Source organism: Novosphingobium sp. (assembly GCF_030699305.1).
In the GTDB taxonomy this organism is placed as follows: Bacteria; Pseudomonadota; Alphaproteobacteria; order Sphingomonadales; family Sphingomonadaceae; genus Novosphingobium.
On record NZ_JAUYNB010000013.1, the window covers coordinates 56,652 to 75,224 of the forward strand.

An 18,573-nucleotide genomic window follows, 5' to 3' on the forward strand; every position below is an offset into this window, starting at 1 on the left:
TCGCTATGGGTCATCAAATCAAACCTTGCCATGAGAACTGCCAGTAACGCTGAAAATGCACCAGCACCCGGGACGGGTCAAGCGCACATACCGCCGATCGTCCGAAGTTTCGCCTTAGAGCGCCGAAACGTTCAGGAAACCGGGGACCGGACCGTTCCAGGCACCGGTATCATCGGCGCTGTCATTGTCCTGCCGGCGATCACGGCGCGGGGCGCGTTCCTGGCGAGGCTCTTCAGCGCGACGGGGCGCTTCGGCGGCACGTTCAGGGCGCGGGGCACGTTCAGCGCGGGGCGCCCGTTCGACGCGCGCTTCGGGCACTTCGGCGACCACTTCGGCCACGGTTTCGCGCGGGGCACGCTCGGGCCGGTCTTCCACTGCCGCGCGAGCCTTGCGGGGCGCGCGTTCGCGGCGGGGGCGTTCCTCGCGCGGTTCCGCTTCGGCGCGTTCGGCGCGGGGTGCGCGGTCCGGCTTGGCGTCAGCGGCCATTTCATAGACCGGGATCTTTATGCCCGTCAGCTTTTCGACGTTCTCGATCGCTTCGGCGTCGGCATCGGCGACGAACGTGAACGCCCGGCCGGTGGCACCGGCGCGGCCGGTGCGGCCAATCCGGTGGACATAGTCATCCGGGTGCCAGGGCGTGTCGAAGTTGAACACGTGGCTCACCCCCTTCACGTCCAGCCCGCGCGCGGCGACGTCGGATGCGACGAGGATGTTGATCGACCCGTCCTTGAACCGGTCGAGTTCCGCAATGCGCGAGGACTGGTCCATGTCGCCATGGATTTCCCCGGCGGAGAACCCGTCCTGCTTCAGGCTTTTGGCCAGTTCGCGGACCGTGGTCTTGCGGTTGCAGAACACGATTGCGGTGGTGACATTGTCGGTCCGCAGCAGGTGACGCAGCATTTCGCGCTTCTTGCGAACATCGACTTTCACCTTGTGCTGGACGATGTTGATGTTGGCGGTGGCCGGGCGGGCCACCTCGATTGATTTCGGATTGGTCAGGAACTTGTCCGACAGCTTCTTGATCGGCGGCGGCATCGTGGCCGAGAACAGCAGCGTCTGGCGCTGGGCCGGAAGCTTGGAACAGATCGTTTCGATATCGGGAATGAACCCCATGTCGAGCATCCGGTCCGCTTCGTCGATCACCAGCAGATCACAGCCGGTCAGCAGGATCTTGCCGCGTTCGAACAAGTCCATCAACCGGCCCGGCGTGGCGATCAGCACGTCGACGCCTTCGTTCAGCGCCTTGACCTGATCGCCCATCTGCACGCCGCCGATCAGCAGCGCCATCTTGAGGTCGTGATTCACACCATACGCTTCGAAGTTTTCGGCAACCTGCGCAGCGAGTTCGCGCGTGGGTTCCAGAATCAGGCTGCGCGGCATCATTGCGCGGCGGCGGCCGTGGGCCAGGATGTCGATCATCGGCAGCACGAAGCTGGCGGTCTTGCCCGTCCCCGTTTGAGCGATGGCGACCAGATCGCGCATCATGAGAACCTGGGGGATGGCCTGCGCCTGAATCGGCGTCGGCGTGTCATATCCCTTGGCGGAAACCGCCTGCACCAATTCATCAGAAAGGCCGAGATCGGCAAATGTCATAAGCGTACTACAATATCCGGAAAATTCAGGGGCGCAGGCCGTTTGGCCATACGCTCCGCAGCAAGGACACGAAGCCGCTTGCGCGAATGACCGGCCCTAGGCGCAAAGGGCCGGGAAAGTCAAGAAATCCGGCTTGTCGCCAGATTTCAGTCATCAATTTCCACGATCTGACGGAACCCGCTGACCTTGCAGTTGGACCCGCTCCGGGAAAGCAGCTCGTCCCGCCCGGTGCACAGCAGCCCGTCAGCATTCTTGGCAACCAGGAAGCCGGAATAGTAATCCCGCCCCTGGCAGGCCTTGTCGAGCGTGGCACTGACCAGCCGGCCATCACGCAGCATCAGCACCAGCTTGTTGCGCGGCCCGGCCTGCACCCCGGCGATCCCGGCCAGGGCCAGGCATTTGCCCATCTTGCGTTCGATGAAGCGCGGCTCACCCCGCCCGCCGCCGTCCAGATCGGCCAATGCAGAGGGCATCATCGGCATCGGCGCGGCGCGCGGACTGATCCGGATGGTAACCCGCTGCTCGATCCGCACCTGCTGCGCGGCGCGCGGGCGGAAGCTTTCGGTGATTTCAGACAAGCTATCGGGCCTGCCCTCAACGCTGCGCGAGATCGGCCCCGACGCAGGCACCAGTTCGGCCGCAGGCGGCGCGGCCACGTCCGGCTCTGCCGCCACACCGGGCAGCAGGAGCGCTAAGGGCGCCAGAAAAGCGATGGCTGGTTGCATTAACCCCGGTTCTATACCCCTGATCCTTGAACCACCGCTTAACCCGCACGCCGCACAAATCGCAAGGGGCTGGCGAAAAACGGTGCCTTTGTGCCATAGCGGCGGCCGATGACCAGCGCCCTCGCCCCGTTCCTGAGCCAAGCCGCCGCCCTGCTGGGGCCGCGCGGGCTGACCTGCGATGCCGATCTGGTCACCCCCTGGCTGACCGACTGGCGCGGGCGGTTTACCGGCACGGCCTGCGCGCTGGCCTCGCCCGCCACCGTCGATGAAGTCGCGGCACTGGTGCGGCTCTGTGCGGCGCATGGCGTGCCGATCGTCCCGCAGGGCGGGAACAGCGGGATGTCGGGCGGCGCGACCCCGGACCAGAGCGGGCGCGCGATCCTGCTGTCACTGCGGCGGATGACTGCGGTTCTGGCGCTGGACAGCGCCGCGCGGCAGGTCACCTGTCAGGCGGGTGTCGTGCTGCAAACCCTGCATGATACGGCGGCGGCACAGGGGCTGCGCTTTCCGTTAACGCTGGGCGGCAAGGGATCGGCCACGGTCGGCGGATTGATCTCGACCAACGCGGGCGGGACACAGGTGCTGCGCCACGGATCGATGCGCGCGCTGGTGCTGGGGCTGGAAGCGGTGCTGCCCGATGGCACGATCTGGTCCGCGCTGACCCCGCTGAAAAAGGACAACCGGGGGTTTGATCTGAAGCAGCTGTTCATCGGCAGCGAGGGGACGCTGGGGATCATCACCGCCGCGACCCTGCGGCTGGTGCCGCAAGTGGCCGACCGCATCGTGATCTGGGCGGGCGTGCCCACCATCCACGCCGCGCGCGCGCTGCTGCTGCACTGCGAAAGCGTGGCGGGCGATGCGCTGGAGGGGTTTGAGGTGCTGCCCCAGTCCTGCCTCGACGCGGTGCTCGATCACGTCCCCGCCGCCCGCGCGCCGCTGGCTGCGCCCCATCCCTGGCATGCGCTGATCGAGGTCGTCGCCGATAGCGCCAGCGCCGCGACTTTGCGCGACCGGGCCGAAGCGATGATCGCCAGCGCGTTCGAGGCGGGCCTCGTCACCGACGCGGCGCTGTCCGCCAGCGAGACGCAGGCCGAGGCGTTCTGGCTGATCCGCGAATCGATTGCGCCAGCCGAACGCGCCAAAGGCACGGCCATGCAGCACGATATCTCGGTCCCGGTGGCCGCGATGCCTGATTTCCTCGACGCTGCCGTCCCGGCGGTCGAGGCCGCGTTCCCCGGCACGCACGCGGCCGGGTTCGGGCATCTGGGCGATGGCAACATCCACTTTCACTGCATCGCGCCGGCCGGATCTGTCCGCGGGGAATGGGAAGCTGGCCCCGGCAAGGCGATCAGCCGGATGGTGCATGACATGGTCACGCAGTGGCATGGCTCGATCAGCGCGGAACACGGGATCGGCCAGCTCAAGCATGATGAACTGGCGCGGCTGGGCGATCCGGCGGCGCTGGCGCTGCACCGCGCGGTGAAGGCTGCGCTCGATCCAAACGGAATCATGAACCCCGGCAAGCTGGTCAGCCTTGCGCCAAATCCCGCCAACGCCTAAAGGCGCGGGCTTGTGCCGGGCCGCGGACCATCCCGTCGTCCCAGAATTTAGTGCCAGAACCTGGAGAGACGAACATGGCCAGCGCGCCGCAAGCAGCCAACCTTCCGCTGTTTTACAAGGACCTGATGCCGCTTAACAGCCGCGATCATTCGACCTGGAAAAGCCGCACCACCGACAATGCGACCTGGCTGGTCGGCCAGCACGCCGTGCCGCTGACGGTTGAGGAATTCGTCCACGCCAGCCGCTTTTTCCCGATCGTGTTTTCGGCCAGCGAACAGCCGGTGCCGCTGGCGCTGATGGGGCTGAACGAAGGCGTGAACACCTTTGTCGGCGATGACGGCAAGATGCTCCAGCCGATCTACATTCCGGCCTATGCGCGCCGCTATCCGTTCATGCTGGCCAAGCTGACTGCCGAAACCGAAGACCTGTCCCTGTGCTTCGATCCGACCACCGATCTGGTTGGCGAATTCGACGAAGGCCAGGCCCTGTTCGAAAACGGTGAGCCGACCGACACCTGCAAGGCGACGCTCGATTTCTGCAAGAACTTCGAAGAAGCGGGCTTCCGCACCCAGGCGTTCGTGGATGAAGTGACCAAGCTGGGCCTGCTGATGGACGGCGAAGTGTCGATCCAGCAGGCCGGGTTCGAACAGCCGTTCATCTATCGCGGGTTCAAGATGGTCGATCAGGAAAAGCTGCGCGAACTGCGCGGCGATCAGCTGCGCACCATGAACCAGAGCGGGATGCTCGCCCTGATCTTCGCGCACCTGTTCTCGCTCGATCACATGAGCGACGTGTTCGCGCGCCAGATCCAGCAGGGCAAGGGCCCGATCACGGCCGACCAGCTGTCGGCTGCCTGAGCGAACGCGCTTTGGCCCGCCCTCAACCGGGCGACTGATTATTCGTATACATGACGGCGGGGGTTGCCATGCCCCCGCCGTAAGCATATCTAAACAACGTCTTGTCGGGCTGCCCTCATGGTCCGGCTGGACAGGGTGCACTTTGTGCACCTCCTCCCTGAACCTTGGCCACCTCGTGCAATTGCACGAGGTGGTTTTTTATGGGCTATGCCGACGGGGGGTGAAAAGAGCGCTATTCCGCCGCGTTGGCCCAGCGGCGGCTGTTGTTCAACTGGCCGATTTCCGCCACTTCTCCCGCCAGCCGCCGCACCAGCCCGGTCAGCAGATGGACCATCGCGGCAAAGCCCTTGCCCGGTTCGGCCAGCCGCGAATCGAGATAGCTCGACCGGTCGATTTCCAGCTGGAACGCATGGATGCCCTGCTTCGGCTGGGCGTGGCGTTCCAGCACGTAACCGCCCGCATAGGGCCGGTTGTGCGCCACGCCGCGCCGCATTTCACTGAAATAGCCGAAACAGCTCCCCGTCAACGCGCCGTGGCAGCTGGCCCCGAACCGGTCGCCCAGGACAAACTCCGGCGCGGGCGCACCGCCCTGAAAGCCCAGCGGCGGCATCGAGTGCAGGTCCAGCAGCAGCGCCGCCCCCCAGCGGTCGCGCAGGGCGGCCAGCGCCTCGTCCAGCGTGGTATGATAGGGACCGTGGATCCCGCCGATCCGGGCCGCCAGATCAGCCTCGTCATGGCGGCGTTTCCACAGCTCGCCAAACCCCGGCAGGCGGCGCGGGATCAGCCCCAGCCCGCTGCGCGCACGCAGGCCCGGCGTATAGCTGCCCACGCTGTCCGGCTTGCCGCGGGCAAACATGTCCCAGTCGATATCCTCGATCGCGCGGTTGAGGTCGATCATCGCGCGCGGCGCGTGGGCCACCAGCAGTGTCGCCCCGGTCTGTGCCGCAACCCGCTCGGCCAGCCGGTCGACATACCGGTCTTCCAGCCGCAGCGCGGCAAAGCCGGGATTGCGCATCCGTTCCAGCAGGCTGCCCGGATATCTCCGCCCGGCATGGGGCACCGCAATCAGGATCGGCACCGCCGACGGTTGCGGCGCAGTCAGCGTGAAGGCGCAGCCCCCCTGCCCGCCCGGAATCAGCCCGCCATCGATCCGCAGCGAATCGGTCTGCTTCGGCGAATCGCCTGGCGCACTGGTGGGATCATGCATGTGGTCACGCTGGCGCGGGAATGCGCCTGTGTCAAAGTTGGTCGCCCCCAAATCCGTTCAGGATTATTAACTGCGTTCGTTGTATAAACTTTCCCCGGCTGGCGCGTACACAGTTGGCCTGACAACGATTCGACCAAAGGTCCACGAATGATCCGCATCCTCCTTGCCGAAGACGAAGAAGCCATGCGCACCTATCTGGCCCGCGCGCTGGAAAATGCCGGCTATTCGGTCGTCGCGGTCGATCGCGGAACCGCCGCTGTGCCGCTGCTGGAAGCCGAAGAATTCGATCTGCTGCTGTCGGACATCGTCATGCCGGAAATGGACGGGATCGAACTGGCCCAGCTCTGCGCGGAAATCAGCCCGAAGACCAAAGTGATGTTCATTACCGGATTCGCGGCCGTCACGCTGAAGGCCAGCCGCGAAGCGCCGCAGGCCAAAGTGCTGTCAAAACCGTTCCACCTGAAAGACCTGGTGCTGGAAGTTGAGCGTGTTTTCGGGCTTCAGCAACAAGCGTTGATCTAACGGCTTGCCAAGCTGCGGGAGCCTCGCTAATGGCGCTCCCCTGCCCACCGGTAACGGTGCGGACACTCCGAATGGTGCCGGGCGTATAGCTCAGTGGTAGAGCACTATGTTGACATCGTAGGGGTCGCAAGTTCAATCCTTGCTACGCCCACCATTCGAAAACCCAAAAGGGGCGGCTCGCAAGAGCCGCCCCTTTTTGCTTGTTCCTGCGCTCCCGCCTGCCGGAGAGCAGGGCCTGAAACCGCCCTGCCCCCGTAACAGGCCCTCCCCTAACCCCTCCCGCAAGCGGGAGGGGGATTGGAAGAACGCCTCCCGCAAGCGGGGGGATTGGAGGGGCACCTGCCGCGCGGTGTGGTGCTTATTTACCTTGCCAGTTCGGCTTGCGCTTTTCGGCAAAGGCTGCGGCGCCTTCGCGGGCGTCGGCGCTGGCGAACACCGGCATGACCATCGCGCCCTGCTTGGTCCACATTTCAGCCTCGGTCCATTCGTGCGACTGGCGAATCACGGCCTTCGACGCGATCAGCGCGAGCGGGCCGTTCGCTGCCACGGCGCGGGCCAGTTCTTTGGCGCCTTCGATCGCCGGACCTTCGACGATGCGGTTGATAAAGCCCAGCTCGTAAGCACGCCTGGCGTCGATGAAGTCACCGGTCAGCGCCAGTTCCATCGCGATCCGCGGCGGGATCTGGCGGGGCAGCTTGATCAGCCCGCCGGCCGCAGCGGCCAGGCCGCGCTTCGCTTCGGGAATGCCGAACTTCGCGCCGGAACTGGCGACGATCAGGTCGCAGCTCAGCGCCAGTTCCATGCCGCCTGCCAGCGCATAGCCGTCAATCGCGGCGATCACCGGCTTGGTCGGGGTCCACTCGGTCAGCCCGCCAAACCCGCGCCCTTCGATGCTGGGGCGTTCACCGCGCAGGAAGCCCTTGAGGTCCATGCCCGAACAGAACGTGCCGCCCGCGCCGGTCAGGATCGCGCAGCGCAGGTCGCTGTCTGCTTCCAGCCGGTCCATCGCCGCGCTGATTCCTTCGGCCTGGGCCTTGTTCATCGCGTTCTTGGCTTCGGGGCGGTTCATCGTGACGATCAGCACGCCGTCTTCAACCTGGGTCAGCACTTCGGGGGTTTCGCTCATGGATCGGATCCTCGCTTGGGATTGTTTAATCGGACGGTTAAACAGCTAAGACGCAACCGGCACCTGAGTCCAGCCCGAACTTGCGCAACGCCCCGCCTCTGCTAAGGGAGCAACGCAAATTCTCCCCAGGACACTTAGGCGAAAGACAAAGACGCGATGGCCAAGATCAAGGTGAAAAACCCCGTCGTCGAGATGGACGGCGATGAAATGACCCGCATCATCTGGCAATGGATCCGTGAACGGCTGATCCTGCCCTACCTCGACATCGATCTGAAGTACTACGATCTCTCCGTGGAAAAGCGTGACGAGACGAACGACCAGATCACCGTCGATGCCGCGAACGCGACCCAGCAGTATGGCGTGGCCGTGAAGTGCGCCACGATCACCCCGGACGAAGCCCGCGTTGAAGAGTTCAAGCTGAAGAAGATGTGGAAGTCGCCCAACGGCACGATCCGCAACATCCTGGGCGGCGTCGTGTTCCGCGAACCGATCGTGATCCAGAACGTCCCCCGCCTGATCCCCGGCTGGACCGACCCGATCGTGGTTGGCCGTCACGCATTTGGTGACCAGTACAAGGCCACCGACACCCTGATCCCCGGCCCCGGCACGCTGCGTCTGGTGTTCGACGGCGACAACGGCGAATCGCTCGATCTCGAAGTGTTCAAGTTCCCCAGCGCCGGCGTTGCGATGGCGATGTACAACCTCGACGATTCGATCCGCGATTTTGCCCGCGCCAGCCTGAACTATGGCCTCAACCTGGGCTGGCCGGTCTACCTGTCGACCAAGAACACCATCCTCAAGGCCTATGACGGGCGTTTCAAGGATCTGTTCCAGGAAGTCTATGAAACAGAAGGCTTCAAGGAAAAGTTCGCCGCCGCGGGGATCGTATACGAACACCGCCTGATCGACGACATGGTCGCTTCCGCGCTGAAGTGGTCGGGCAAGTTTGTGTGGGCCTGCAAGAACTATGACGGCGATGTGCAGTCGGATCAGGTTGCCCAGGGGTTCGGGTCGCTTGGCCTGATGACCTCGGTGCTGATGACGCCCGATGGCAACACGGTCGAAGCCGAAGCCGCGCACGGCACGGTCACCCGCCACTACCGCCAGCACCAGCAGGGCAAGGCGACCAGCACCAACCCCATCGCATCGATCTTCGCCTGGACGCGCGGCCTGATGTATCGCGGCAAGTTCGACAACACGCCCGAAGTGGTGGCGTTCGCCGAAACGCTGGAACGCGTCTGCATCGAAACCGTGGAAAGCGGCAAGATGACCAAGGATCTGGCGATCCTGATCGGTCCGGAACAGCCCTGGTTGACCACCGAAGGCTTCTTCGAAGCGATCGTGGACAACCTGGAAGCCGCAATGGCCTGATGCGCCTGCGCGCAGCGGCCTGACGGCCGGAAAAAGGGGCGGTTCCGCAATGCGGGGCCGCCCTTTTTCGTATGCGCGGGCCGTGACATTCGCGCGCTTCCTGCCTACTCCGTGCGCATGGCCGGAGCGATCGCATTTTCACCCACCTCCCCGCTCAGCGATGCGCTGGTAATCCTTGGGGCGGCGGGAATCGTGATCCCGCTGTTCGCGCGGCTCCGGATCAGCCCGGTGATCGGGTTCATTCTGGTCGGGCTGCTGGTCGGCCCCTATGGCCTCGGCCGGCTGGTGTTCGATCACCCCTGGCTGCAATATGTCACCATTACCGATCCGGAACGGCTGAAACCCTTCGCGGAGTTCGGGATCATCCTGCTGCTGTTCGAAATCGGTCTGGAACTGTCGTTCAACCGCCTGTGGGGCTTGCGCCGACAGGTGTTCGGCGGCGGATCGATGGAGCTGCTGATTGCCGGGTCGCTGATCGCATTTGCGCTGACCCTGATGGGGCAGACCCTGATCGGGGCGCTGGCGCTGGGAATCGCGCTGGCGATGTCATCCACGGCGCTGGTCCTGCCGATGACCGGCACCACCAGCCCGGTCGGGAAGGCCGCGCTGTCGACGCTGCTGTTCGAAGACATCGCGCTCGTCCCGATCATCTTCCTGCTGGGCGCGCTGGCCCCGCACGCCGCAAACGATGCCAGCGGCAGCCTGGTCGAAACACTGACCTATGGGGCGTTGACGATCATTGCCCTGATGGGCCTTGGCCGGTTCCTGCTGCCGCACCTGTTCGCCCAGGCCGCGCGCACGAAAAGCCCGGAACTTTTCCTTGCTGCCAGCCTGCTGGTGGTGATCGTCGCCTCGCTCGCGACCGGGGCGGTCGGCCTGTCGCCGATCATGGGCGCGCTGCTGGCGGGCCTGCTGATTGCCGAAACCGAATACCACGGAGAGGTTGAAGCGTTCACCCGTCCGTTCAAGGGGCTGGCACTGGGGGTGTTCCTGCTGACCGTGGGGATGAGCATCGACTTGCGCGTCGTCGCCGAAAACCTGACCCTGATCCTGCTCGCCACGCTGGGCGTGCTGGTGGTCAAGGCGATTGTCACCACCGCAGCCTTGCGCGTGCTCGGCCTGCGCGCGGGCACCGCTACGGAGGCCGGCATTCTGCTCGCCAGTCCATCGGAAACCACCCTGATCGTGCTGGCCGCAGCCACCAGCGCAGCGCTGATCCAGCCGGAAACCGCCCAGTTCTGGCAGATCGTCACGGCGCTGGGGCTGACGGTGACCCCGCTGCTGGCGTGGCTGGGACGCCGCGTCGGCCGCGAAGTTGACCACGGCACCCAGATGCGCAAGGAGGATGACGATAACTCCACGCCGCGCGCGATCATCGTCGGCTGCGGGCGGGTCGGGCGGTTGGTGGCGGAGATGCTGGAAACCCACGGCAAGCCCTATCTGGCGATCGATGCGGACGCCGATCAGGTCCGGATCGCCCAGAAGCGCGGGCTGCACGCCCACTTTGCCGACGCCGCCCGGACCGGCACGCTCAGCCGGTTGGGGGCGGAACAAGCGACCGCAGTGATCCTGACGATGGATGAACCCGTCAGCGCGCAGCGGATCGTGCGCAAGCTGCGCGGGCTGTATCCAGACCTGCCGATCATCGCCCGCGCCCGCGATGTCAGCCATGCGGCGGAACTCTACCGCGCCGGGGCCAGCCATGCCGTGCCGGAAACGCTGGAATCCTCGCTGCAACTGTCGGAAGCCGTGCTGGTTGACCTGGGCGTGCCGATGGGCCCGGTCATCGCCAGCATTCACGAAAAGCGCGACGAATTCCGCGCCCGCCTGATGAAAGAGGGCGAACTGGACGAACTGCCCCAGCTCAAAAGCTCCAGCCTGCGCGACCGGACGAGTTAGCCGTTCAGCCGGCCAGAACCGCTTTCACCGCCGCAATCGCATCCGCTGCCTTCGTCCCGTCCGGACCGCCACCTTGCGCCATGTCGGCGCGGCCGCCGCCGCCCTTGCCGCCCAGCGCCTCGACGCCCGCGCGCACCAGATCGACCGCGCTGACCGTGCCGGTCAGGTCATCGGTCACGGCTGCCGCGATGCTGGCCTTGCCGTCGTTGACCGCGACGATCACCGCCACGCCCGAACCCATCCGCTGCTTGGCCGCATCGAGCAGCCCGCGCAGTTCCTTGGCGTCCAGCCCGTCGATCACCTGGCCAGAGAATTTCACCCCGCCCACGTCCTCGTCCGCCGCTTCGGCCTTGGCCCCGCCGCTGCCGCCCAGCGCGAGCGCCTTCTTTGCTTCGGCCAGTTCACGTTCCAGCTTCTTGCGCTCATCGAGCAGCGCCGCGACGCGGGTTTCGACGTCGTCCGGGGTCGTGCGCAGCAGGCTGGCCGCACCCTTGAGCGCGTCCTCACGCGCGACGAGCCACTGGCGCGCGCCTTCGCCGGTCAGCGCCTCGATCCGGCGCACGCCTGATGAAACCGCGCTTTCCGACACGATCCGCAGCACGCCGATGTCGCCCAGCGCGCGCACGTGGGTGCCGCCGCACAGTTCGACCGAGTAGGCCTTGTCGGCGACCCGGCCCATGCTCAGCACGCGCACTTCATCGCCGTACTTTTCACCGAACAGCGCCATCGCGCCCGCTTCGATCGCGTCGTCGGGGCTCATCAGACGGGTCACGACCGGATCGTTGGCGCGGATTTCCGCGTTCACCTCCGCTTCGATCGCCGCAATGTCTTCAGCCGTCAGCGCGGTCGGCTGCGAGAAGTCGAACCGCAACCGCTCGGCCGCCACCAGCGAGCCCTTTTGCGTGACGTGCGCACCCAGCCGGTTGCGCAGCGCGGCATGCAGCAGGTGCGTGGCCGAGTGGTTGGCGCGGATCGCATCGCGGCGCGCGACGTCGATATCCAGCTTCACCACGTCACCGACCTTCACGACACCGCTAGTTACTTCCCCCTGATGTGCATGAAGGCGCCCAAGAGGCTTGGCCGTATCAAGCACTCCAATCATCAGTCCGTCGTTGTTGAAAATTCGTCCAATATCGCCCTGCTGACCGCCACTCTCAGCGTAAAACGGGGTCTGGTTAGTAATGATGGTTGCCGAATGGCCAGCGCCAACTTCACTTACTTCCCGGCCATCTCGCACCAGCGCGACGACTTGCGCCTCGCCCGTGACGGCCGTGTAGCCGGTAAATTCGGTCGCGCCGACGCGTTCGGCGATGTCAAACCACACTTCGCTGTCAGCCGCCTGCCCGCTGCCCTTCCAGGCGGCGCGGGCGGCAGCCTTTTGCTGGGCCATCGCCGCGTCAAAGCCGTCCTTGTCCACCCCGATCCCGCGCGCGCGCAGCGCGTCCTCGGTCAGGTCATAGGGGAAGCCGAAGGTGTCATAGAGCCGGAACGCGGTTTCGCCCGGCAGGTTGTCGCCCTCGCCCAGCGTGCCGGTCGCCTCGTCCAGCAGCTTCAGGCCATTGGCCAGCGTCTGGCGGAACTTGGTTTCCTCGCGCTCCAGCACTTCCTGGATCAGCGGCTGCGCGCGGCCCAGTTCCGGATAGGCGGCGCCCATTTCGGTCACCAGCGCGGGCACCAGCCGGTGCATCAGCGGGTGCTTCGCGCCCAGCAGGTGCGCGTGGCGCATCGCCCGGCGCATGATCCGGCGCAGCACATAACCGCGTCCTTCGTTCGACGGCAGCACCCCGTCGGCCAGCAGGAAGCTGACCGAGCGCAAGTGATCCGCGATCACGCGGTGGCTGGCCTGCGTCTCACCTTCGGCGCGCACGCCGGTCAGGCTTTCGGACGCGGCGATCAGCGCGCGGAACGTGTCGGTATCGTAATTGTCGTGCTGGCCCTGCATCACGGCGGCGATGCGTTCCAGCCCCATGCCGGTGTCGATGCTGGGCTTGGGCAGGTTGCCGGTGATTTCCCCGGCGGTCTGCTCGAACTGCATGAACACCAGGTTCCAGATTTCGATGAACCGGTCGCCGTCTTCCTCCGCCGATCCCGGCGGGCCGCCCCAGATGTGATCGCCGTGGTCAAAGAAGATTTCGCTGCACGGACCGCACGGGCCATCATCGCCCATCGCCCAGAAGTTGTCCTTGGTGGCGATGCGGATGATCCGGTCATCCGACAGTCCGGCGATCTTCTTCCACAGCTCCGCCGCTTCATCATCGGTGTGATAAACGGTGGCGAGCAGCTTGTCCTTGGGCAGGCCCCATTCGCGCGTCAGCAGGGTCCAGGCGTGCGTGATCGCCTGGTCCTTGAAATAGTCGCCAAAGCTGAAATTGCCCAGCATTTCAAAGAACGTATGGTGCCGCGCGGTATAGCCAACGTTGTCCAGATCGTTGTGCTTGCCCCCGGCGCGCACGCACTTCTGCGATGACGTCGCGCGCGGATTGGCACGGGTTTCAAGGCCGGTGAACACGTTCTTGAACGGCACCATCCCGGCGTTGGTGAACATCAGCGTCGGATCGTTATACGGAACCAGCGGCGCAGACTGCACCACATCGTGCCCGTTCGAGCCGAAGTAACCGAGGAAAGAGCGGCGGATTTCGTTCGTCGATGTCATAGCGAACCGCCACTAAGGCAGGTCCGCCGCACCGGCAAGCGCGAAGGCGCGATTCCAGTAATCGCCCGTTCAGCTTACCCGCTAATCATGGCAGGCGGTCACGATCCAGGCCGCCGCGCCGAACGCGATCAGGTTGCCGCTGCGATGTTCGTCCAGCCAACCGGCCAACCGCGCCTCGGCATCGGCCCGTGCCGCGCCTTCCAGCGCGCGCAGCACCGGCGCGGCCGGGCCGATCCGGCGGAAAAAGGCCAGCGCATCGGCCACCGGGTCCTCGCCCACGCCCGCGACATAGGCAAAATCGACCGGTTCAAACGCGATTCCCTGCCACCCGGCGGCGGACAGGATGTTTTCCACGTGCTGCGGATCGGCAAAGGCAAACGGCCCCGGCGCGGTCGATCCGCCCGCCGGTTCCAGCCCCAGCACTTTGGCCATGCCCACCGCCCAGGGATTTTCCGACGCGTTGCGAAAACAGCTGAACACCAGTTCCGCGTCCATGTTGGCCTGATCGTGCAGGTTGGTGAACGCGGCGACCGGATCATCGAAGAACATCACCCCGTGGCGCGACACCAGCAGGTCTGGTGAAAAGCCCGGCTCGCGCCAGTTGGCCGCATCCGCCAGCACGAACCCGGCATTGCCCAGCTGATCGCCCCGCCGCCGCGCGGCTTCGATCAGGTCGCTGGAAACATCGACGCCAATTACCCGCGCGGTCATCCGGGTGCGCGCAATGGCCAGCGCCAGCTCGCCCGCGCCGCAGCCGATATCCAGCACCGCATCGCCGACCCGTTCGGTGATCCGTTCCAGCAAGCGCTGGGTCAGCCCCGCGAACGACCGGTCGGTCAGCAGATAGTTATCCGCCCAGGTGCGCCCGACTTGCGTCTGCCAATCCATGATGTTCGTCATTCCCACACGCTATGCCCCAGACGTGGCCTTGGCAAGCGGGTGCGAAATCAGTGGAACAAGTTCCTGATGCACTTGCGTTTTGATCCGGCGCTGACGGGGGACCGCCCCCTTCCCCGTCAGGCCCCGTTGCGGGCGATCAGTGCCGCCAGTTCGCGTACCAGTTTGGCCGCGAGGATGGCGGTGCGGTCGTTGTGGTCGAACCGGGGGTTCAGTTCGACGATGTCGGCGCCGACCACCGGCGCGCTCTGGCGGCGCAGGACGGCCAGCACTTCGCGCACCGTCAACCCGCCGGGTTCCGGGTGCGACACACCGGGGGCTTCTGACGGGTCAATCCCGTCGAGGTCGATGCTGATATAGAGCGGGCCTTCCAGCACCGGCACGGATGCGGGGGTGAAATCGGCCAGCGGCACGATCTCCACCCCGAACCGCGCCGCCTGTTCGCGGCAATGGCGATTGAGTGTGCGGATGCCGACCTGCACCAGCCGCCGGGCAAGACCACCTTCCATGATCCGCGCGAACGGCGAGGCGTGGCTGCGCGGATTGCCTGCGAAATCGGCGTAAAGGTCGGGGTGCGCATCGAAATGCAGGATGGTGAGCGGGCCATGTTTGGCATGAACCGCCTGCACCACCGGGTGGGTCATCGCGTGATCGCCGCCGAGCGCGAGCGGGACCGCACCCGCCCCCAGCGTTTCTGAAATTGCGGTGCGGATCAACGCATCGTCGTCCGCCGTTTCGCGCAGGGGCAGGTCACCGCGATCTGTCAGGTCGAAGTCCTGGCCGACCTCCATCCCGTTTTCACACGCCAGATTGCCCCGGTCGGACCACAGGGCGCTGCGAATCGCTGCCGGAGCCAGCGCCGGGCCGCGTTCGAACGAGGAATTGCTGTCGCTGGGCAGTCCGACCAGCTGGATCGTCGGCCGCATCCGCTCAATAGCCGTAATAGGCCCCGCCCTTTGCACGGGCGCGCTGCCAGGCGGGGCGGGCGTGGGCGGCGGCGACAAATGCGGCCAGCCCGGGATACTGCGCGCCCGCCCCCTGCATCACCGCAATTTCCGCCGGGAAGCTGAGCATCACGTCCGCCCCGGTCCAGTCATCGCCGACGAAGTGCCCGCTGGGGCGCAGTTCACCTTCCAGATAGGCGAAGTGGCTGGCCAGCTGTTCGTTAATCCGCGGGGTCAGCGGCGCGGCAGCATCGCCGAGCCGCGAGGTGTAGAGTTGCAGCAGGATCGGGGTCATCGCCGACCCTTCGGCAAAGTGCATGAACTGCGAATGGCGCAGCGCATCGGCGGCCGCAGGCTGGAACCGCCCGCCCCCGTGCGTGTCGATCAGATACTGCACGATCGCGCCGGATTCCTGGATCACATCGCCCGCATCCTCCAGCAGCGGTGATTTGCCGAGCGGGTGAATCGCCTTCAGTTCCGGCGGAGCCAGATTGGTGACGGCGTCGCGCTGATACGGACGCAGCTCATACGGCAGTTCGAGTTCCTCCAGCAGCCAGAGGATCCGCTGCGAACGGCTGTTGTTGAGGTGGTGGACGATCAGCGACATCTGGATTCTCCCGGTATGATTTGCGGTCACGCTAAACGGCTTGCCACGACGCGGCCAGTGGCCTTTGGTCACGCGTGCACCGCAACCAGCCAGACAGACGAAAAACCGGCGCAGTGCGGGTTGAGAGCACTGCGCCGGTCCTGTTTCGTGGAAGCACTCCCCCTTGGGTTTGGGGGACAGAAGGAGCCACTTCCCTTCAACCCCGCAGCGGCAGCGGGCGGCTGCCGAGGCGGAATTCTTCGGGGATCAGGTGTCGTCGTCCGCGTCCGGACCCGCCATCATCTCCACGGCAAGACCTTCGGTCTGGCCGCGGATCGCAGCCTCCAGCCGGTCGCAAATTTCGCGGTTTTCCTTGAGGAACGTCTTTGAATTCTCACGGCCCTGGCCGATCCGGATGCTGTCATAGCTGAACCACGCGCCCGACTTCTCGACGATCCCGGCCTTCACGCCCAGATCAAGGATTTCCCCGATCTTGGAGATGCCTTCGCCGTACATGATGTCGAATTCCACCTGCTTGAACGGCGGGGCGACCTTGTTCTTGACGACTTTCACGCGGGTCGCGTTGCCGACGATTTCGTCACGATCCTTGATCTGCCCGGTGCGGCGGATGTCGAGCCGGACCGAAGCGTAGAACTTCAGCGCGTTGCCGCCCGTCGTGGTTTCCGGGTTGCCATACATCACGCCGATTTTCATGCGCAGCTGGTTGATGAAGATCACCATGCAGCGCGAGCGGCTGATCGAACCGGTCAGCTTGCGCAGGCTCTGGCTCATCAGCCGGGCCTGAAGGCCGACGTGGCTGTCGCCCATTTCGCCTTCGATTTCAGCGCGGGGAACCAGTGCGGCAACCGAGTCCACCACCAGCACGTCGATCGCGTTGGAACGCACCAGCGTGTCGACGATTTCGAGCGCCTGCTCGCCCGTATCCGGCTGCGAGACGATCAGCTCGTCGATATTCACGCCCAGCTTCTTGGCATAGACCGGATCGAGCGCGTGTTCGGCGTCGATGAATGCGGCCGTACCGCCCGTCTTCTGCGCTTCGGCGATCACGTGCAGCGCCAGCGTGGTCTTGCCCGAGCTTTCCGGGCCGTAGATTTCGATCACGCGGCCGCGCGGCAGGCCGCCCACGCCCAGCGCGATATCCAGGCCCAGCGATCCGCTGGAAATCGCTTCCACCTGCATCGTTTCCTTCGAGCCGAGCTTCATCGCGCTGCCCTTGCCGAACGCGCGGTCGATCTGCGCCAGCGCTGCTTCGAGCGCCTTTTGACGATCCATGGTATCTTTGCCTTCCTGAATCAGCTTGAGCTGTGCAGCCATTGTCCGTCCCCTTGCCTAACTCGCTGACCAGGAAGGTCAACTGACGCGTTTGTATCGCGTTTGTTCCAGTGGAACAAGAGGGGAACTAAAATTTTCCTGCACCGCTCAAGACACGGGGATTTCCTTGGGTTTGTCGAGCCTGCGGATCAGCGCACGGGCCAGATTGTTTGCGGGCGTTTCGATGAACCGCAGCGTGATTCGCCCGGCCCAGAACAGCACCAGCACATTGATCGCGAACAGTGGCAGCGCGATCAGCCATTCGGACAGCGGATCGCCTTCGAACCACCAGATCACCCACGCGGACGGCTGCCACACCAGCAGGAAATGGAGCACGTACAGGCTGAAGCTGACCTTGCCGATCGCGACCAGCCAGCCGCCCTGTGCGTTCTGCCCGCGCAGCCAGTTGGCGAGGAACACCGAGGCGATCCCGGCAAACGTCGGCAGGACGCCGTAAAGCGGCCGGACATCCGCCACGATCACCCAACTGCACAGGCTGAAGCCAGCGATCGCAAGCAGCCCGTCACGCAGCCGGTGCGGCGCCAGCGCATCCCCGCGCCACGCCGCGAGGTAATAGACGATGCCGATCATGAACACCGGGAACTGGGCTATGAACACGGTATAGGGGAACTGGTTGTTGGCGATCCAGCGGCCGGTTTCCAGCCGGTAGCCAAAGTGCCAGCCGAGTGCGACCAGCAGCGCAAACGCCATCCACCCCGCCAGCACGCGCGCGCCAAACCGCCGCCAGCTGCGCTCCACCGCCCAATAGAGCGCCGGGAAGATGAAGTAGAACAGCATTTCCGCCCCGATCGTCCACCCGCCCGGGACGATCGAATTGTTGGCGGACGGGATCACCCCGTGCACGAAGAACACGTTCGCCAGAATGTTGTCGGCGGTATAGTTCGCCCCCTTGCCCACCCCGATATAAAGCGCGGAGTAGGCCGCGATCCCCAGGTAATAGAGCGGCGCGATCCGGAAATAGCGGCGGATATAGAAGTTGCGCACCCCATGCGCCTCACCCGCGCGCTGGTCCGCCGAGAGGCACAGCGTGAAGGCAGAGGCGACGAAGAACAGCTGCACGCCGACCTGCCCCGTCGCGCCGATGATCTTCAGCGCCGGGCTGGCGAACATCTGCGCATAATGCACCGCGATCACCGCAAGGATCGCCAGACCGCGCATGCGGTCCACAAAATCGAGCTTCTGGACAGGCATGGCGGCGCTATGCCCAAGTCCGGCGCATAAGCAACCGGGGAACAGGGGCTATCGTCAGATTCCGTGCGCCCGGCCCGGCCATGCTAACG

General features: G+C 65.1%; 15 protein-coding genes and 1 tRNA gene. 6 read left to right on the forward strand and 10 right to left on the reverse strand.

Annotated features, from left to right (window positions below; genetic code table 11):
• Positions 1-114: 114 nt before the first annotated feature.
• Together Q8Q53_RS06425 and Q8Q53_RS06430 are read right to left on the reverse strand one after the other, a co-directional pair.
• Positions 115-1,593: a DEAD/DEAH box helicase gene (locus Q8Q53_RS06425; RefSeq protein WP_305700936.1), complete on the reverse strand. Its 1,479-nt coding sequence runs from the start codon at positions 1,591-1,593 to the stop codon at positions 115-117.
• Between the two features lie 146 nt (positions 1,594-1,739).
• On the reverse strand, positions 1,740-2,318 hold the full coding sequence (locus Q8Q53_RS06430; protein WP_305700937.1) for a hypothetical protein: 579 nt from the start codon (positions 2,316-2,318) through the stop codon (positions 1,740-1,742).
• A gap of 108 nt (positions 2,319-2,426) precedes the next feature.
• Between Q8Q53_RS06430 and Q8Q53_RS06435 the strand changes: the two genes are divergently transcribed.
• Together Q8Q53_RS06435 and Q8Q53_RS06440 are read left to right on the forward strand one after the other, a co-directional pair.
• The gene (locus Q8Q53_RS06435; RefSeq protein WP_305700938.1) at positions 2,427-3,878 is read left to right on the forward strand and encodes an FAD-binding oxidoreductase; all 1,452 of its coding nucleotides are present in this window, start codon (positions 2,427-2,429) and stop codon (positions 3,876-3,878) included.
• A 74-nt stretch (positions 3,879-3,952) separates the two neighbouring features.
• Positions 3,953-4,735, forward strand: a complete 783-nt coding sequence (locus Q8Q53_RS06440; protein ID WP_305700939.1) for a SapC family protein — start codon at positions 3,953-3,955, stop codon at positions 4,733-4,735.
• Between the two features lie 232 nt (positions 4,736-4,967).
• On the opposite strand, the gene Q8Q53_RS06445 is transcribed toward Q8Q53_RS06440, so the two are convergent.
• Positions 4,968-5,942: an N-formylglutamate amidohydrolase gene (locus tag Q8Q53_RS06445; protein ID WP_305700940.1), complete on the reverse strand. Its 975-nt coding sequence runs from the start codon at positions 5,940-5,942 to the stop codon at positions 4,968-4,970.
• Positions 5,943-6,089: 147 nt separating this feature from the next.
• On the opposite strand from Q8Q53_RS06445, the gene cpdR reads away from it, so the two are divergent.
• The gene (cpdR, locus tag Q8Q53_RS06450) at positions 6,090-6,464 is read left to right on the forward strand and encodes a cell cycle two-component system response regulator CpdR (RefSeq protein ID WP_305700941.1); all 375 of its coding nucleotides are present in this window, start codon (positions 6,090-6,092) and stop codon (positions 6,462-6,464) included.
• A gap of 79 nt (positions 6,465-6,543) precedes the next feature.
• Positions 6,544-6,618, forward strand: a tRNA-Val gene (locus Q8Q53_RS06455).
• A 204-nt stretch (positions 6,619-6,822) separates the two neighbouring features.
• Here Q8Q53_RS06455 and Q8Q53_RS06460 read toward each other — a convergent pair.
• Positions 6,823-7,590 carry a crotonase/enoyl-CoA hydratase family protein gene (locus Q8Q53_RS06460; protein ID WP_305700942.1) on the reverse strand — a complete coding sequence of 256 codons (768 nt, stop codon included), beginning with the start codon at positions 7,588-7,590 and terminating at the stop codon, positions 6,823-6,825.
• A gap of 156 nt (positions 7,591-7,746) precedes the next feature.
• Between Q8Q53_RS06460 and Q8Q53_RS06465 the strand changes: the two genes are divergently transcribed.
• Both Q8Q53_RS06465 and Q8Q53_RS06470 read left to right on the forward strand, forming a co-directional pair.
• Positions 7,747-8,961: an NADP-dependent isocitrate dehydrogenase gene (locus Q8Q53_RS06465; RefSeq protein WP_305700943.1), complete on the forward strand. Its 1,215-nt coding sequence runs from the start codon at positions 7,747-7,749 to the stop codon at positions 8,959-8,961.
• A gap of 117 nt (positions 8,962-9,078) precedes the next feature.
• The gene (locus Q8Q53_RS06470; RefSeq protein WP_305700944.1) at positions 9,079-10,860 is read left to right on the forward strand and encodes a cation:proton antiporter; all 1,782 of its coding nucleotides are present in this window, start codon (positions 9,079-9,081) and stop codon (positions 10,858-10,860) included.
• A gap of 4 nt (positions 10,861-10,864) precedes the next feature.
• Here the strand turns inward: Q8Q53_RS06470 and alaS are convergent, their stop codons facing one another.
• From alaS to Q8Q53_RS06500, 6 genes are all read right to left on the reverse strand, one after another.
• Complete coding sequence (alaS, locus tag Q8Q53_RS06475) at positions 10,865-13,513, reverse strand: alanine--tRNA ligase (protein WP_305700945.1); 2,649 nt, start codon at positions 13,511-13,513, stop codon at positions 10,865-10,867.
• Between the two features lie 81 nt (positions 13,514-13,594).
• Complete coding sequence (locus tag Q8Q53_RS06480; RefSeq protein WP_305700946.1) at positions 13,595-14,413, reverse strand: class I SAM-dependent methyltransferase; 819 nt, start codon at positions 14,411-14,413, stop codon at positions 13,595-13,597.
• A gap of 116 nt (positions 14,414-14,529) precedes the next feature.
• Positions 14,530-15,336: an agmatinase family protein gene (locus Q8Q53_RS06485; protein ID WP_305700947.1), complete on the reverse strand. Its 807-nt coding sequence runs from the start codon at positions 15,334-15,336 to the stop codon at positions 14,530-14,532.
• Between the two features lie 4 nt (positions 15,337-15,340).
• Positions 15,341-15,961, reverse strand: a complete 621-nt coding sequence (locus Q8Q53_RS06490) for a glutathione S-transferase (protein ID WP_305700948.1) — start codon at positions 15,959-15,961, stop codon at positions 15,341-15,343.
• A 246-nt stretch (positions 15,962-16,207) separates the two neighbouring features.
• The gene (gene recA, locus Q8Q53_RS06495; RefSeq protein WP_305700949.1) at positions 16,208-17,275 is read right to left on the reverse strand and encodes a recombinase RecA; all 1,068 of its coding nucleotides are present in this window, start codon (positions 17,273-17,275) and stop codon (positions 16,208-16,210) included.
• A gap of 105 nt (positions 17,276-17,380) precedes the next feature.
• Complete coding sequence (locus tag Q8Q53_RS06500) at positions 17,381-18,484, reverse strand: acyltransferase (protein WP_305700950.1); 1,104 nt, start codon at positions 18,482-18,484, stop codon at positions 17,381-17,383.
• Between the last annotated feature and the right edge of the window lie 89 nt (positions 18,485-18,573).

Bases quoted from the DNA above. Each gene is read 5' to 3' on its own strand.
- Q8Q53_RS06425 (WP_305700936.1), bottom strand. From the start codon at position 1,593: ATGACATTTGCCGATCTCGGCCTTTCTGATGAATTGGTGCAGGCGGTT.
- Q8Q53_RS06430 (WP_305700937.1), bottom strand. From the start codon at position 2,318: ATGCAACCAGCCATCGCTTTTCTGGCGCCCTTAGCGCTCCTGCTGCCC.
- Q8Q53_RS06435 (WP_305700938.1), top strand. From the start codon at position 2,427: ATGACCAGCGCCCTCGCCCCGTTCCTGAGCCAAGCCGCCGCCCTGCTG.
- Q8Q53_RS06440 (WP_305700939.1), top strand. From the start codon at position 3,953: ATGGCCAGCGCGCCGCAAGCAGCCAACCTTCCGCTGTTTTACAAGGAC.
- Q8Q53_RS06445 (WP_305700940.1), bottom strand. From the start codon at position 5,942: ATGCATGATCCCACCAGTGCGCCAGGCGATTCGCCGAAGCAGACCGAT.
- cpdR (WP_305700941.1), top strand. From the start codon at position 6,090: ATGATCCGCATCCTCCTTGCCGAAGACGAAGAAGCCATGCGCACCTAT.
- Q8Q53_RS06460 (WP_305700942.1), bottom strand. From the start codon at position 7,590: ATGAGCGAAACCCCCGAAGTGCTGACCCAGGTTGAAGACGGCGTGCTG.
- Q8Q53_RS06465 (WP_305700943.1), top strand. From the start codon at position 7,747: ATGGCCAAGATCAAGGTGAAAAACCCCGTCGTCGAGATGGACGGCGAT.
- Q8Q53_RS06470 (WP_305700944.1), top strand. From the start codon at position 9,079: ATGGCCGGAGCGATCGCATTTTCACCCACCTCCCCGCTCAGCGATGCG.
- alaS (WP_305700945.1), bottom strand. From the start codon at position 13,513: ATGACATCGACGAACGAAATCCGCCGCTCTTTCCTCGGTTACTTCGGC.
- Q8Q53_RS06480 (WP_305700946.1), bottom strand. From the start codon at position 14,413: ATGACGAACATCATGGATTGGCAGACGCAAGTCGGGCGCACCTGGGCG.
- Q8Q53_RS06485 (WP_305700947.1), bottom strand. From the start codon at position 15,336: ATGCGGCCGACGATCCAGCTGGTCGGACTGCCCAGCGACAGCAATTCC.
- Q8Q53_RS06490 (WP_305700948.1), bottom strand. From the start codon at position 15,961: ATGTCGCTGATCGTCCACCACCTCAACAACAGCCGTTCGCAGCGGATC.
- recA (WP_305700949.1), bottom strand. From the start codon at position 17,275: ATGGCTGCACAGCTCAAGCTGATTCAGGAAGGCAAAGATACCATGGAT.
- Q8Q53_RS06500 (WP_305700950.1), bottom strand. From the start codon at position 18,484: ATGCCTGTCCAGAAGCTCGATTTTGTGGACCGCATGCGCGGTCTGGCG.